Origin of the sequence: Mesorhizobium sp. M0306, assembly GCF_040321655.1 — a bacterium.
GTDB lineage: Bacteria > Pseudomonadota > Alphaproteobacteria > Rhizobiales > Rhizobiaceae > Mesorhizobium.
On the sequence record NZ_JAMYRY010000015.1, the window covers coordinates 69,741 to 84,941 of the forward strand.

Sequence of the window (15,201 nt, forward strand, 5' to 3'; positions counted from 1 at the left end):
TGTCAGATTTTCGTTAAGACGATAGATTATCGTTTTTTGTCGATGAGTGTCCTTATAGATACTTATGATGGTTAATATTTAACTGGAGAAACACATATGAGATCGATGAATTCCGACAAGGAAATACTGTGGACACACTCGGAAGGGTTGAACAACTCACGCGCGACGACGGAGGCAGCCGAGTGACGACCGAGGCTCCCATTTCCACCGCTTCCGCGTCGACGGCAACCACGCAGCCGGCGCAGGGTCTTACCTACACCACCACACCGGTCCAATCGGAGTACGACGGCCAGGTGATTGAAAATCTTGACATCTACGTCACCAACGGGGACGCGGTCACGATTACGCACGACAATGTCATCCTGCGCAATTGTCTTATTCATCACGTCGAAGGCGACGGGGTGATGATATCGGGCGCAAACGGCGTCACGATCGAGAACACCGAGGTCATCAACGCCGCCCCCCCGGCGGGAATCGACCCCGAGACGAGCCCGAACATCAACAACATCAACGCAGAAAACGCCTCGAACCTGACCGTTCATAACACGACGGTGCGGGAAGGCTCGACTGGCATCTATCTCCTGAACTCGCCCGGCGCGAGTCTTTCGCACGTCGATGGCTACGACTTCCATGGCCCAATGCCGCGCGGTCAGTTCGTCCAGTTCAACAACTCGGGCAATAGTTCGCTAACCGACTTCTATGCCGTCAACGACGCCGGCAGTTCGCATCCTGAGGACATCGTCTCGGTATACGGCAGCCCGAATACGACGATCTCAAATGGGGTGATCGACGGTAACAACTCTCAGACCGGCGTGGCCGTCATGTTCGAGAACGCATCGACCGGCGGCAGGGTGGATCACGTTGACGCCATCCATCAGGGCAATGGCGCGTTCTCTTCCTACGCGAGCGATGTGACCTTCGATCACACGAGGTCGTTCGACGGTATCAATGAGGATCAAGGCCGCGGGCTTTCCTCGTCGAATGGACTGATCTGGAATGTAAGCTCCGGCGGGGTCAGCATCCTGAACTCGACCTACACCAACCCTGGCAATCCCAACAACATCATTTGGGATGCGTCAAAGGCGGTCGTAGCCGACGTGCACGAGGATCCCACGGCCACCCCAGTGGCACACGTCGATAACCAGTTCACCTGGGACTACGCAGGGGATAGCTCGACCGACACTGTCACGGGCGCGAGCGCCACTCCCACAACCACCGGCACGACCGGGACCGAGACCGGGTCTGGGACCGGGACTGTCGCTCCTTCCGGCAGCACCAGCGATGGCACGTTGTACGGCACCAGCGGCGCCGATATACTCCACGGAACCAGCGGCCACACGATGATCGGCTATGGCGGCAACGACACCTACTATGTCGATAATGCCAACGAGAAGGTGGTTGAGGCTGTGGGCGGCGGCAACGACAGTGTGCTCGCCTCGGTGAGCTATGCGCTTTCGGCCGGCTCGGAGATCGAGGTTCTCGCCACCAACAACGCGGCAGACACAAAGGCAATGGCCCTCACTGGCAACGAGTTCGCCCAGACCATCCAGGGCAATGCCGGCAACAATGTCATCAACGGCGGCCTCGGCGCCGACGTCTTGACCGGCTACGGAGGCCACGATGCCTTCTCGTTCAATACGGCTCTTGGAGCCGGCAATGTCGACAAGATCACCGACTTCAAGCGCTCCCAGGATACGTTCCATCTCAGCGATACCGTGTTTGCCGGGCTTCAGTCGGGAGGGCTTCCGTTCAAAGCTTTCTTTGTTGGTGCAGCCGCGCATGACAGCTCCGATCATATCATCTACAACAGTGAAACCGGGGCTCTCTCGTTCGACAATGACGGGGCCGGCGGCGCATCTCAAACACAGTTCGCCACCCTTTCCCCACATCTGTCGCTCACCGCAGCCTCGTTCTTTGTGACCTGAAGGACTACGCGGGGAACTAACATCCCGCGAGGGGCAGCCCTGGCCAACAAGGACTGGACCACAGTACCGTAAAGCCGTGATCCCGAACCGAAAGTCAGCGTACCAAAAAGGGGAGCCCGGTTTCGGAGAAGATCACGCTCAATGGAGTTCCATCCCGATGTCATCGGGATGGAACAGACTCGAGTTGTGAGCTTTCCGTAGTTGTCCATGCGGACCGAACCGAGGAGACTGGAGTTACCAACCTTCAGCACTCACCGGAGGGTACTAAATGAACGTCCACAAGAATGCCCGTTTGACGCCGTGGCGTCGAGAGGAACTGGCTCTTGCGGTCATCGAGCGACGTCTTTCCCAAGCCTTGCGGCGCAGGCCTATGGTGTGTCGAAGCGAGCTGGCGTGTGATGCTGGTCGATGGCGTCGATGTACCGGTGGTCGACCCAACCTGGCTTCGACGCGAGATCGTGCTCTTCAACCGGTCCATTCGCGAGAACATCGCGCTCGCCGATCCGGCTATGCCTATGGACCGGGCATCGCTCGCCGGCGTTCACGTTTTCATCCTGGAGTTGCCTGAGGGCTATGACGTGTCGACTGCGTCATTGCCGGCGCCTGGGTCGCCAGCGTCGCGATTGCGCGACCGCGTCATCTATGATCGGCCAGAACGACCAAAGAAACCATTCTAACGATTGCGGCCAGGAGGACCAAAGTGGAAGTGGTTCGTGTCGCCCCATCCATTCCCGGGACGTGCGCCATGCGATGCGGCAATAGCGTGCGAGTTCAAGCTCGTGCCAAGCAACAAAGCAATTGAGGGTGGTGTTACAATAGCAAAACGCCCGGCATTCTTTAGAAATTCACGACGCGCCTGTTCTTCGGGGATAAGTTTGTCTGTCTTTCGCCTGGAATACTTTCCGCTCTTCATCAAATGTACTCCAAGCTGGTGAATAACAACTCTAACGCGCTAATGTGACATATGCGTTTCGCGAAGACAAGGCGCCGTCAGGATACAATTCAGGAAATTAAGTATTACTACACTTTTGACCCGAGATCGCCGTCTAGGAGGATGCTCGTGGCGCGCCGTCCAAAGTCGAGCGGACTTCGTCGGCCCAAGCCATCGCCATGTAGGAGTCGCCACATACCCCACAGCGAATTGCCGACCAGGCGCAATGAAACGCCAAGGACGGGATGGTACAAGGGAAAGACACGCCGCCAGTGTTGAAAGCGAACCAATGGGCGCCGTACATATTGCGCCGGTGCTCTGACGCCAAAGAAGTGACTCAATGCCAGGAGTTGAGTATCGAACGCGTTCCGCGCGCTCTGGTCGGGCAAGGATGTTCGGAGCACCGCCCAATCCAGCTTATGCTGTTCCGCCAGCCGTGCCAGATCATAAAGGTGGCGAAAGTCGGTCCTTCCGCGCCAGTAGTCCGCCTCCTTGATGAGATCATGCATGATCCAGTGGAGGGCCCGCGACTGTGGAGGGGGGATTTTCGCCCTAAGGCCGTGACGGCGGGCAAGCCTCGGGGGCTCGCGGTCAATCTCCCGGTACGGCCGGAGTTCCACGACACCGACGTCTTGCGGGCGCGCCATGCCACCAGCCACCGTCACTTCGGCGTAGCCAAGTTTGGCAAGACAAGCCCGGGCAGCCCCTTCTTTGGGCGTTTCCACAGCCAAGTCGAGATCGCTCATGATTCTGTCGGGAACCCTGCCGCTCGACGAAAGGAACAAGGGAACGGCCCCTTTGAGCAGGACCGGAACGACGCCCCCCTGATTGAGGGCAGCAACGGCTTCATTCAGTTGCCTGCGCAAGCGCAAATTGCGGTCCCGGTTGCAGCGGTAAATGAACTGAAGATACTGGCCTACGTCTTCGGGGAGGCCGTCAAGCTGGCCCGTGTGCGCAAGAGTGGCGAACAAGACGGGCGTAAGCAGAGTGTGGTTGGCGAGTGCAATCACCGACAGCCAGTCGGCCGTTACCACCAGGCGGCCGTTGAGTCCCGCGATCAGGGCCTCGAGCGCATCCCCGGTGGGCTTCATCGGCACGCCGCCTTCAGCAGTTCCAACCCGTCATCCAATTTGGCATAGGTCAGGCAAAAGCCCTGTGCCGATCGGATGACTTGGCAAAGAACGTCGAACGCAGTGCTGCTTAGCTGTTTATTCCGCGCAAAGGCGCCGTTCAGCAAGCCACCCAGGATCTCGGTCGGGTCAATCACCCGCAGGGAAGGTTTGGCATCCTGCGTCCGACAGAGCAAGACCACCCAGCCCACGGGCCGGGCAACGGGAGGGACATGATCCTTAGGCAGAAGAAAACGCACGCGCCTGCGATCGGGGCGCCGGTAAACCGGAGACCTGCCGAGTTCGGGGAAATATTGTCCGAGAATGGACCATGATCCCGATTTGACTGCAGGCGCAAAAGCAAGGCCGATACCCTGTCCGGCCGAGTCGAGAAGTGTCACATCGTCTGCCGCGAACCCAAACCCCGCGTGGACCAGCGCCAATGTCAGCGTCGTCTTGCCCGAGCCAGGGTTACCACAAAGGAGGAGCGTGCGGCCGTTCTTGAACAGCGCCGCCGCGTGAAGGGCGAGTTCATATTCACTGTGCCCAAGCACTTCGGCCAGCAGTTGCCCTTTGACCATAATGGGTATCTCGTCTCGACCACAGGAATCAGTCCAGTGGCCATCCCGGAACAGGTCGATCCGCTGCCCACGCTCAACCAGATGGAATAGAACGTCGGGGACCCTGTTTCGAACTTCGAGATGCTGAAACACGGTCGCGGCCGGACAGGCAACGGCCGCCGGATACAGTATGCGCACACACACGCCTGGAACAGCAACGACCTGGCAGATGTATTGATGAGCTGCGGTTGGGCACGGCGGTGGAGCAGGTTGGATTAGGCCGAGCCGTTCCCAGTCTTGAAGGGCAGCCTCGACATAGCCATCGGCCTCTTGCCTATCAACGCCACGGGCTGCCATCTCGCCCACGATAGCCTCGACCGGCACGCCTTCTTCAAGCGAGCGCCAGATATCGGCCGCAGTGTCATTGAGCGCAAAAACTAGCCCCTGCGTTGAACTGAGGAGGATATTTTGCCCTTTGATGCATGCAAGCCGACCTTGGGGAACTAACCTCGCCGTAGCATACTCGACAACGGGAGGCCCCGCAGTTCGGTCAGTTATTCGGGTTTGTTGCGGACTAACAGAAGCCGTCATCTTCGTTTGTCTGGGCGTGGAGATCGTTCGATTCGAGTGGAACTCACGACCGGAGAGACACTAGCTTCGTCAATCGCTCGAGTAATAGCATTCCTCTCCGCTCCCAAAGCGGCAACTTGCCAACGCCGTTGCCGTGCGGGCACTTTTGCGTGAAGTCGCGGGTTATGCATTGAGCGGTCGCTGTGTGTTTCGCACTGATCATCGCTTGCATTCAGTTGTTCTGTAACAGCGCCTTTGGTAGTAGAGCCGCACATCTCATGGTGTCGAGCCTCACCCAAAGTCGTATTCAACTGATAACGTCGAAGAAGAGGTTCGCTTTTTCCGGTGTCGCTTGGCAGTTAATCGATGGGTCGTCGGCCAGCCGCCACTCCTTGCAAATCAATCACTTGCCACACAAAATCGCCTCCAGCGGTCTCGAATCGGCAAAGTTGGGCTAGACGGCGTTTCGCCCCGTCCAGATTCGTGGGATGGTCAGAAGCAGGATCTTTACGTCGAGCCAAACCGACCAGTTGTTGACGTACCACATATCGTGTTCGACACGCTTGATCATCATGTAGACATCAGGCGTCGCGCCGCGCCAGCCATTTATTTGTGCCCAGCCGGTGATCCCCGGCTTCACCTTGTGCCGAGCCGGATAGAGAGAGATGATCTGGCTGTATTCGCTGTCGTGCGCCAGCGCGTGCGGCCGTGGGCCTACCAACGACATCTCGCCCTTCAGCACGTTCCATATCTGCGGAATCTCGTCGATACTGAACCTTCTCAATATGCGCCCAACGCGGGTGACGCGGGGATCGCCCCTGCAGGCTTGAGGGACAACGGGCCCGTCCTCCAGGATCGTCATCGTTCGGAACTTATAGATCTTGAACGTGCGGCCATTGAACCCGGCCCGACGCTGACAGAAGAGCACCGGCGCCCTGGATTCGAGCGCAATCAGTGCCGCTACAATGGCCAAAGGGGGCAGAACAAATGGAAGGGCGACAGTGGTCAGCACAAGATCGAAGAGCCGCTTCATAAGGAGCTGAGGCGCCGTCAGGGGCGCGCTTTGCAGTTCTATCGCCCTCGTCCCCCCCAGGTTGACGACAGGTCGCTGCAAGAGCGCGCTAACGACGTGGTCCGGAAGGAGCCTTACGGGTACCGCAACCACGCAAAGGTGGGCCGTGATTTTCTCAATCAGGGATATGTCAGCCCAACTGACAGCAAGGACTATCTCGTCGACAGAACGCCGACGCACATGTTCAATGAGCTTATCCATACACTCAAGGAGCGAGCCCTCGCTGGATGCAGCCGGCAATGTAATCGTTTGGCAGACCTCGCATCCGGAAGCCTCGATTGCCTGGACAACGCCACTTGGCACGCGCACGTCCGATTGCGTTACGATCACTACTTGCGGTTTGGCAAGCATGTCCGACCTGGTCAAGGAGGCAAACAGTCGTCCGGCGCCCAAGCGCACGAAGATGATGCCGCCAAGTCCCGTCACGAAGAACAGCATGACGGCTTGGCGCGAAAACATGTCTCCCACCTTGAGTGCAAGCGCCACAACCGACAGGCAAAGAAAGACCGCCATCCAGATCAGCGCGACCTCCTTGATCTGAAAGGCCAGCGACCGCGGCTCGGAACTCAGATACAGACCGCGCGCATATGCGGAAGTCGAAAAAAGGGCGGCTACAGCAACGCCGAGCCCGAAGTTCCGGCCGTACTCGCCGAAATGTCCGAAATTCACAAGATCATATACCATTCCCGAGACGATGCTGAGCAGCACGACGGACATTGCCTCGAGAAGCGGAAACGACTGCAGAAGAACATTGACCTTGAGGGGCACGTTCCGCCGCGGTGCGTTTGACGTGGCGCCTGCACGGGGGCCTTCATGAAGAAGTGCCATGACGTTCACCTGCGTCCACCAATATCGCAACGACCCCCTCCTCTGCTGAAAACCACCGGAGGGCCCAGCGTGACGTGGCACCCGTCCCCTGCGATCATTGCCCCTTCACGCGAAGTTCGATTGCGGTGGCTGCGGGTAGCCCAGAGAATGGCCAGAGAATGGCAGCGACACTGTGCGAATCCAATTCGGCATAAGCTCTAACCCCAAAGGGTAGAGCCGGCGGACATACCGAGCTTCCTTGCCCGCTTCCGGCGCCTGTTAGCCCTTCGAGTACCTCGAAATGATATGCTCTCGCCCGCAGAACTGGAGCGGCGGACGCTCCGACGGAAGCGACCGGTTCGAAACTGCCGCCCTTTCTCTTTGTTTGGGCACCGCTTGAGCACCGAACCCGAAACCGGGTCTCATTTTCGGGCCTGATCGTCTAGGCGAGCGCCATAGCATCGGCGGCGATCCGTCGCAGCTGGAGCTTGCGAACGTGGAGGCGTGGGAGCGGCTCCATGCCGATCGTGGCAAGGATGTGATCCCAACGGTAGACCCAATCGTGCATCTCTAGGCAACGGACCGTACTTATCCGGCGCAACAATTCCGTACGGCAGGGGTTTGCGTCGAGTTCGCCAATTACGTCTGCGATATGGCTCGAGTCTGGTGATACCTCGATCACGGCGTCTGGCCAGTCGAAGTGCGCGCCGAATTCGGCGCATTGCGGCGCGGTCCCAAGCATGACGGCGCCGCCCGCAGCCCCTTCGAAAAGACGGGCAGGCAGCACCTGCTCCCCGGCAATCGTGACGGCCTTGGAGTTTGCAAGCGTCGCTGGACTGAAAGCCATGAAATAGCGCGTGCGCCTGATGATATTGGCGAGCAGCAAACGATGCTCATGCCAGGCCTTCACCCGGGAATCTGTGCTTGCGAGCGTGTCGTAGAGATAGAAGAGGTCCCGCTCTTCGGCCAGCTTCAGAAGCTGTCCGTGTATCTTCGCGGCTCGGTTGCCGATCGAGTATACGTCGATCACGCGTTTGACCGGCGATAGATACGGCGTTGCAATGAGGCCGTCGACAGCCGCGGCAAGAAAGGAACACGGCGTGCGGGTGTATTGAGGCAGGCGCGGTATGCACGCGCTGTGCAACAGGAACACGTGGTCGAACTGGTCCAGGAGCTTAAGATATCGGCGGTCCTCATCGAGAGTGCTCGACCAGAGCTCGAACAGATACGCGACAGCAACCTTGCAGCGGCCGCGCCAGTCGTGGATCCGAGACAATTCTACAAGGCTTTGCGGACTCCAAGCGACGAAGAAGAAAAGGTCATAATCTTGCGTGAGCCGAACATGTTCAATGCTTGGCGCATTCATTAACCCCAGCCCTTTGCGAAACGCGTTCGTCAGTCTGTTGAAGTCACGCTGCACGTTGTGAGGGTCGTGCTTTGGCAAGATGGCGTGAAAGCGTCTCGTCAGGTAGTTGTCGATGCCAGGGGCGATCAGATCGGCATCCTCGCATTCGGCAACGATGCGGCAAAACTCATACGCCAAGGCAAAATGAGCCCGATCCTTGGCATTGAATTCAGAGGCAACCAGTGTACGTCTCTTCAAGGAATTCTCCCGGCACTTGTCATTCGACTTTCAACTATTCGGCCGCCGCAGGTTGGCCCGACGCATGGTGCTCCAGTGCCGGGAGGGGTTGCCGACCCAGGATCATGTCTGCTGCCTTTTCCGCGATCATAAAGACAGCGGCCGAAGTGTTGGCCGAGGGAACGGATGGCATGATGGAAGCATCAACGACCCGCAGGCCCTCGAGGCCGTGGACCCGCAACTGGTCGTCCACGACAGATTCAACACTGTTGGATGGGCCCATCCGGCACGATCCGCACAAATGATAGGCTGTCAGCCCCATTTCGCGGGCAAACTGCAGCCGGTCGGCGTCGTCCGTTATTTTCGGGCCGGGAAGCTCTTCCGTACAGTTGTAGCGCCTGAGCTCGGGGGCCCGAAACAGCTGCTGCACAATCTTCATGCCGTTGATAACGACCTGTCGGTCCTGATCATCGGCGAGATAGTTGGGCTGGATCAGCGGAGCTTGAGACGGATCTGCCGAGACCGCCCGAACATGTCCGATGCTCTTCGGCCGCAACTGATAATAGCCAAGCTTGATGACCGGAAACCGCCGCGCGCCGCCGTGATCAGTATAATTGCCCAGGGCAAGGTCAAGCTGGATATCGGGGGTGGAGTGAAGATCCCGCGAGTTGGCGAACCCGTAGACGAGCGACGGGCTGACGGCGAGAAAGTTCGGGCGGCCCAGCATCCATTTCGCTGCCTCGCGCAGGAGGCCGAAGCCGTGTCCGCTGACCGTTTCGATGCCCTCCACCCGCGCGATCAGGTGGACTATGTAGTGGTCCTGAACATTTGCACCGACACCGGGCAATTCGTGCACGACCGGAATTCCAAGGCCGGAGAGCATACTCGCAGCACCGACGCCTGACAGCTGCAACAGCTTTGGTGAGTTCGCAGCGCCAGCGGAGAGGATCACCTCTCGACGGGCCTTCACAAAGCTCGTGGGATGACCCGGCCCTCCTCGTACATATCGAACGCCGACGGCACGCTTTCCCTCGAAGAGGACGGCAGTGGCCTGCGCGTTCGTGCGGACATCCAAGCTCTTCTTTCTGGCGATCGGCCGTAGGAAAGCCCGCGCTGCGCTCACGCGCCATCCGTTATCGATATAGCGCTGATAGTAGCCCACGCCGGCCTGGCTTGCTGCATTGTAGTCGGAATTACGCGGGATACCGGCATTGAGCGCGGCCTCGATGAATGCATCACATAGTGGATGTCGCCAATCGCAATCTGTAACTGGAAGCAGTCCGTCCGTCCCGCGATAGAAGGGATCGCAAACCCCAAGCCTCCGCTCGGTTCTCTTGAAATAGGACAGCACGTCGGCGTAGCCCCAGCCTCGATTGCCCTGGTGGGCCCACTCGTCGAAGTCGGCAGCCGCGCCGCGGTTGTAGTTCATGCCGTTAATTGCGGTCGAACCGCCTAGTGTCTTGCCCTGCGACATCGGAATAGAACGGTTGGCCGTCCCCGGACTGGGCTCCGTTTCGAACTGCCAGGCATATTTCGGATTCGAGGATGTCTTGTAGAGTCCCGCCGGAATGTGCAGAAGGATGTTGCTGTCGGCCGGCCCCGCCTCGAGCAGGCAGACCATATTGGTCCCGTCAGCCGCCAGACGATTGGCCAAGACGCAGCCTCCCGCCCCGGCTCCGACGATCACATAGTCAAAGACATCCGCCTCGACCGACATCGGTTCGCGCTCCGCTTATCGCCAGCTTCAAACAATGGCAGGAAATCCGGCAGATGGCACTTTGCCCATCGGTATTAAGCCTTATGAAGGGCTTTCGCGGCGGGCGGAATGGAGAGATGGTGTGTGGAGTGCTGTAGGTGCATAAGCCTGCCGCCGATGTGCATTCTTCGCGAACCTGCGCCGCTGGCGCACAGGGGGAAATGGGGATGCCTGACGACAACCTGGCCGAAGAAGCCGCCTTGCCGAGAGGTAGGGTTTATCTGCATCTCGTTGGCCATCTCGACGTCCCCACACAAGCCGAGTCGACGTTTAGCACCCGAACTGGGCTGGCTGATAGATTCCATGTCACGCGGCCGGCAGTCTCTTGAACCCCGGCGCCTTAATCGGCGCCGTCTCCTTGCTGGACTGCTGGCGCTGCCTGCCTCGGGTGTCGTCGGTGCAGCGGTGCCTCTGGCCCAGGGGCGATCGGGAGTTAGATCGTTCGGGGGTGCCGTCTCTCTTCCGCGTCCAAGCGGACCCGTGCTCACGCGCGCGGATGGGCAGATCATTGAAAATCTGGACATTTACGCCCCCCATGGCAACGGGATCACGGCACTCCATCAGGGCGTCATCGTCCGCAGCTGCCGCATTCGTCATGCCATGGGCAGCGGGATATACGCCCGCGGGGCCGCCGGAATACGCTTGCAGGATCTCGAGATCGATCATGTCGGCGTTCCCCCCTCGGTGACCGGACCAAGTCAGAACCGCAACAATATAGAGCTGGAAAGCTGCCCCGATGCGATCATCATCCGTGTCAAGGCGTCCCGCGGCTCCTCCAATATCTATGTCGTCGACTGTCCTAGCACCCAGATGAGCTTCCTCGAACTCCACGACGCTAGCGGGCCGTTCCCCCGTGGACAGAATGTGCAGTTCAACCGCTCTCCGGATACGAGCCTGGAAGAATTCTCGGCCGAGAACGGTCCCACCTCCTGGACCGAGGACAACATTTCCGCCTTTCACTCGGACCGCTGTACAATTCGACATGGACTCGTCTTCTACAACAACAGCCCCACAGGCGTTGGCGTCATGCTGGAGGGAAGCTTCAATTGTCGGGTCGATGACGTCGACGCCGTTCAACAGGGCAACGGCGCCTTCTCGGCCGTTCCGCAGGGTAAGGTCGGCAGTGGCGGTTGCGCGTTCAACCGCTGCCGGAGCCGGGACACCTACAATGAGCCGCGGGACGGCAGGGACGCCCCGACATCCAACGGCCTGTCGTTCCATACCCGGATATCAGAAGGCGCTGAAAAGCACAGTGTTAGGGACTGCTGCGTCTACGCGCTCGCCAATCCCCGCAACATCATCTGGGACAGTGCGGCCGTGCATGCCGGTTGGTCCATCGAGCGCAAGGTATTTGATCCCAGACCGGCATTGCGGCTCGCCTTCAACTGGCAGTGAGCTGAGAGTGCGCTGGCGCGTCGCCTCCGACCATGCCCTACCGACGACGACGCCAAAAGAGAAACAGGTCTGCTAACATTGACCGCGACGGGGACATCCCAAGCGTCCACAGAGGCGCTGATGCAAGAATCATGCGTCCCGTCGTCGTGCTCGTATCGATAGGTGTGTCGACGATGCGAAGACCGACATCCTTGCTGCCAAGTCTTTCGATGAGCGCCAGCACTTCGCGGGTTGTGCGCGCAACACGGTACGGCTTCGTGACCGCAATCACGTCTCCTTTCCTGGCACATTCGATCGCCCTCTCCAGCTCCGGCGTCGAACCGAATATGCTAGTCTTCTCGCAGAAGTAGTTCTCGGCTCCCAAGCGGGCAAGATAAAGCTTTTGCGCCTCCAGCCTGGCAGCGGGTTCGAAGGTGTTGATACGACAGTAGCCGATGATCATCGCATTCCCCAATCGTAAGAAGCTTTCAGCAAGGGTCCAAGGTGCCCGACGAAGCCGCTGACGATCTGCGAGCCTGAATGCTGCCGCGGCTCGGCAGTCCCTTTGTCATCTTCCATGTCCGGAGAGATCCGCGAGCTCGAGATATTGCTTTGCGACTCCCTGTGCATCGAACCGTCCCACCCACTGGCGGGCACCTGCCGACAAGCGCGACCAAAGGTCATCATCGTCCAGCACCGCCTTTAGTGTTGCGGCCATCGCCTCGGGCTGCGGTTCGACCACTGCCCCATTCACGCCATCCGCGAGGAGATCCCGGCTGAGCCTTGAGGTCCCGACGATGGGTGTGCCGCTGGCGATCGCCTCCATCACCGTTGCTGAGGCGACAGGAACCGTATAACGCGTGGGGAAAGCGGCGACGCGAACGCGGCTGTGTAGCTCGCGAACGCGTGCTCCCTCTGCCATGCCGAGAAGGACTACGTGCCCCCTTATCGGTTCAGGAAGAGCATCGACCGCCTCCCTCACCGGTCTTGTGATGTCACCCGTCACGTAGAGCCTTACGGATGGGTCGTTGAGGGCGCCGAATGCCCGGATCGTCGCCTCCGGCACCTTGTAGGGCGAGGTGCCGGCATGGAGGATTGCCCGCTCGCGCTCTGCCAGCCCACGAGACGCATATGACTGGTGATCGATGCATTTGGGAATTTTCACGATTTGGTCTCTTGGCAGCCCAAGATCTCGCACCAGTTCCTCCTGAAGCTCGGTTGTGGAGGCGACGACGTAATGGCAGCGCCGCATGCTCGCGCGTCGAATGGCTCGCCATGCTGGCGCAAGCGCCCCTTTCCGCCTCTCGAGATCGTGAACGATCTGGACGATCGTGCCACGCAGCGGTAGCGGCATCGTCTCGCTATGGATGACAAGGTCCGGCCGGAACTGGTTGATGATACCGATCGCCCGCAGCCATGCCGCGACTGAGGCCGGTCCGGTCAACGGCGTGCGGCTCAATCCGATTATCGGCAACTCGAGGCGAGGCGAAAGAAGTCGCTGGAATTTCGCGCGGCTTTCGAAGGTGCCGACCACGATCTGCACCTGGTGCCCCAGTTCGAGCAACGCCTGGGCAAGTGCCACAATGAAGATGCTCACGCCATCAGGTGAATCCAAAGGTTCGCGCCGGGTCAAGACAATGCGCATTCGATCAAACCGTCACAAATAGGTGCCTGCGGGCGGCCACAGCCTCCGTGGCACCGTATTTCAGCAATGGAAGCAAAAGAGGACCTCTCCGAAGTATGCGAGGTGGCAGGATCGATCCTCGGCGCAAATCGATAAACGACAAATGGGAGTAACCCGCACTGCGCTCGTTGACGCGTGAAAGCTTGATCTGCCCTAAAATCGGTTCCTGCCGGCGCATGTTCCGGCTCACCTCACGACACTGCCGCGAAGGCCCGGATCGGGCGCCTGACCAGGGGTTCATAGATGGCCATCAACCGATTGAAGTTTGCTTCGGGCGTGTACTGCTCCTGATAGGCGGCATAGGCCCGGCCTGCCATTTGCTCCAAGGCAGATCGGTTTGAAAGCGCCCAGCGCACCTGATCGGCCAACGCGCCGGCATTACCGACAGGAACGACAAGGCCGGTGACGTCTGGCTCCACGACCCCTTTGATCCACGGCAGCTCCGAGCAGATGACCGGCAGGCGGCTTGCGAAGGCCTCGATGACGGTCATGGGAAACAATTCATACCCTTTCGACGGAAAGAGCAGGAATGCTGCAGCCTGCATCTCCTTCAGCACCGTCTCGCGCGACTGACGCCCGAGATATTCCACGCGCTCGCCCGCAGATTGCTCGACGAGCGGAGCCAACGGCCCGTCGCCGATGATCCGCAGCGGATAGTCGATCTCCTTCCACGCCTCGAGCAGCGTGGCCACTCCCTTGTGGTGCTCATCCAGTCGTCCGACGAACAGCCCTCCATTGCGACGAAGGTCACCGAAGATCGGCGGCCTGGCAACGGCATTCGGCTTGACGACGATACGTTCGGCCGGCAGGCCGCCTTCCACAAGCTTGCGCTTGGCCCAGTCGGTAAGGGCAATGAAGCGGTCGACCTTGCGGGACCAGGTGCCGGCTCTCTTGTGAAACTCGACCATTGCGGCAAGGGCGAGCGTGCCCGCCAGGGAATTCCTGTAGACCTTCTTCGGAACAGTCCACCAGCAGGCGTGGCGCAGACTTCGCTCCCGAAGCCTCTCATCGGGATAAAGCAGGGCGCTGGGACAGAGAATCCTGAAATTGTGCAAGGTCATTACTGATGGCACGCCGGCCTCGCGGCACGCATCCAGGATGGAGGGGCTCAGGAGAGGAAAGAAATTGTGGATATGGACGATATCCGGTGAAAATTCCGCCAATTTTCGGGACAGGGCCCGCCGTGAATGAGGGTTGTAGATAACGCCCAGGGCGGTAGAAATTCTCCGCGCGACCCGCACGATATCGTCATTTGTGGCGGAGAAGAGCTCGACGTCGACCCCATTCTGCTTGAGGCACGCGAGTTCCTCCCGAACCACGCTGTCCTCTCCGGCCCTAATCTGGTAGAAATTATGAACCATTAAGACGCGCATTGCAGTCCGCCCCGTCCGAATCTCAATTCGGCATCTCGGACGGCCGTGGCGACGACGCGACGGCTCCGGAAAAGTCGGCCTTTGGCAAAACGACCTCCACAACGTCGCCGGGCGCAAGCCCGAGATCTTCGCTGGCGCGGAGCCTGCGCTCGTTGAATGGAAAGGCCACTGACTTGAACCGCTCCAACCAGCGCCAAGTTCACCTCGCCGTCCACTCCGATCAGCAATCGCTGCCTGAAATCAGGAATACCGGGGACCGATATTTCCAGCGTATCTCCGGGCTGTAGCGTGTAGTCGGCAAGTGCCGCTGTCGGAAGCAGAGCGATGGCGCCAGCGAGCGAAGCGAGGCGGGTCGAAGCCATGGTCATCGGCAGCGCCGACAACAAGAATCTCAACAGCTTCATGGGTCACCCAACGGGTTGCCCCGTATCTCTACGGGCGACATAGCACGGGTTTCT

The 15,201-nt window shown here is 59.4% G+C and carries 11 protein-coding genes and 2 pseudogenes; 4 read left to right on the forward strand and 9 right to left on the reverse strand.

All coding sequences use genetic code 11. The features are described from left to right. Positions 1–182 precede the first annotated feature (182 nt). The 3 genes and pseudogenes from NKI95_RS20470 to NKI95_RS20475 all read left to right on the forward strand — a co-directional run. Positions 183–1,925 carry a right-handed parallel beta-helix repeat-containing protein gene (locus NKI95_RS20470; RefSeq protein ID WP_352719091.1) on the forward strand — a complete coding sequence of 581 codons (1,743 nt, stop codon included), beginning with the start codon at positions 183–185 and terminating at the stop codon, positions 1,923–1,925. Positions 1,926–2,193: 268 nt separating this feature from the next. After that, a pseudogene (locus tag NKI95_RS34470) lies at positions 2,194–2,312 on the forward strand (IS481 family transposase); the annotation flags it as partial. Positions 2,313–2,323: 11 nt separating this feature from the next. Continuing rightward, a pseudogene (locus NKI95_RS20475) lies at positions 2,324–2,503 on the forward strand (hypothetical protein); the annotation flags it as partial. Positions 2,504–2,945: 442 nt separating this feature from the next. Here NKI95_RS20475 and NKI95_RS20480 read toward each other — a convergent pair. From NKI95_RS20480 to NKI95_RS20500, 5 genes are all read right to left on the reverse strand, one after another. After that, entirely contained in the window at positions 2,946–3,947 is a 1,002-nt protein-coding gene (locus NKI95_RS20480) for a nucleotidyltransferase family protein (protein WP_352719092.1), read from the reverse strand. Continuing rightward, positions 3,944–5,116 carry a PqqD family peptide modification chaperone gene (locus NKI95_RS20485; RefSeq protein ID WP_352719093.1) on the reverse strand — a complete coding sequence of 391 codons (1,173 nt, stop codon included), beginning with the start codon at positions 5,114–5,116 and terminating at the stop codon, positions 3,944–3,946. Before NKI95_RS20485 ends, NKI95_RS20480 begins: the two co-directional genes overlap by 4 nt. A gap of 433 nt (positions 5,117–5,549) precedes the next feature. After that, on the reverse strand, positions 5,550–6,995 hold the full coding sequence (locus NKI95_RS20490; protein WP_352719094.1) for an exopolysaccharide biosynthesis polyprenyl glycosylphosphotransferase: 1,446 nt from the start codon (positions 6,993–6,995) through the stop codon (positions 5,550–5,552). A 421-nt stretch (positions 6,996–7,416) separates the two neighbouring features. Next, positions 7,417–8,577, reverse strand: a complete 1,161-nt coding sequence (locus NKI95_RS20495; protein ID WP_352719095.1) for a glycosyltransferase — start codon at positions 8,575–8,577, stop codon at positions 7,417–7,419. A gap of 34 nt (positions 8,578–8,611) precedes the next feature. Continuing rightward, complete coding sequence (locus NKI95_RS20500; RefSeq protein WP_352719096.1) at positions 8,612–10,273, reverse strand: GMC family oxidoreductase; 1,662 nt, start codon at positions 10,271–10,273, stop codon at positions 8,612–8,614. 519 nt (positions 10,274–10,792) lie between these two features. Here NKI95_RS20500 and NKI95_RS20505 point away from each other — a divergent pair. Then, a complete protein-coding gene (locus tag NKI95_RS20505; RefSeq protein ID WP_352719097.1) occupies positions 10,793–11,707 on the forward strand; it encodes a right-handed parallel beta-helix repeat-containing protein in 915 nt (304 codons plus the stop codon). A 37-nt stretch (positions 11,708–11,744) separates the two neighbouring features. Here NKI95_RS20505 and NKI95_RS20510 read toward each other — a convergent pair whose 3' ends face one another. From NKI95_RS20510 to NKI95_RS20525, 4 genes are all read right to left on the reverse strand, one after another. After that, on the reverse strand, positions 11,745–12,149 hold the full coding sequence (locus NKI95_RS20510) for a recombinase family protein (RefSeq protein ID WP_352719098.1): 405 nt from the start codon (positions 12,147–12,149) through the stop codon (positions 11,745–11,747). Positions 12,150–12,254: 105 nt separating this feature from the next. After that, a complete protein-coding gene (locus NKI95_RS20515; RefSeq protein ID WP_352719099.1) occupies positions 12,255–13,331 on the reverse strand; it encodes a glycosyltransferase family 4 protein in 1,077 nt (358 codons plus the stop codon). Between the two features lie 230 nt (positions 13,332–13,561). Next, positions 13,562–14,743 carry a glycosyltransferase family 4 protein gene (locus NKI95_RS20520; protein WP_352719100.1) on the reverse strand — a complete coding sequence of 394 codons (1,182 nt, stop codon included), beginning with the start codon at positions 14,741–14,743 and terminating at the stop codon, positions 13,562–13,564. Next, positions 14,731–15,147: a polysaccharide biosynthesis/export family protein gene (locus tag NKI95_RS20525; protein ID WP_352719101.1), complete on the reverse strand. Its 417-nt coding sequence runs from the start codon at positions 15,145–15,147 to the stop codon at positions 14,731–14,733. Before NKI95_RS20525 ends, NKI95_RS20520 begins: the two co-directional genes overlap by 13 nt. Positions 15,148–15,201: the final 54 nt, after the last annotated feature.

Bases quoted from the DNA above. Each gene is read 5' to 3' on its own strand.
- NKI95_RS20480 (WP_352719092.1), bottom strand. From the start codon at position 3,947: ATGAAGCCCACCGGGGATGCGCTCGAGGCCCTGATCGCGGGACTCAAC.
- NKI95_RS20490 (WP_352719094.1), bottom strand. From the start codon at position 6,995: ATGGCACTTCTTCATGAAGGCCCCCGTGCAGGCGCCACGTCAAACGCA.
- NKI95_RS20510 (WP_352719098.1), bottom strand. From the start codon at position 12,149: ATGATCATCGGCTACTGTCGTATCAACACCTTCGAACCCGCTGCCAGG.
- NKI95_RS20485 (WP_352719093.1), bottom strand. From the start codon at position 5,116: ATGACGGCTTCTGTTAGTCCGCAACAAACCCGAATAACTGACCGAACT.
- NKI95_RS20515 (WP_352719099.1), bottom strand. From the start codon at position 13,331: ATGCGCATTGTCTTGACCCGGCGCGAACCTTTGGATTCACCTGATGGC.
- NKI95_RS20500 (WP_352719096.1), bottom strand. From the start codon at position 10,273: ATGTCGGTCGAGGCGGATGTCTTTGACTATGTGATCGTCGGAGCCGGG.
- NKI95_RS20525 (WP_352719101.1), bottom strand. From the start codon at position 15,147: ATGAAGCTGTTGAGATTCTTGTTGTCGGCGCTGCCGATGACCATGGCT.
- NKI95_RS20520 (WP_352719100.1), bottom strand. From the start codon at position 14,743: ATGCGCGTCTTAATGGTTCATAATTTCTACCAGATTAGGGCCGGAGAG.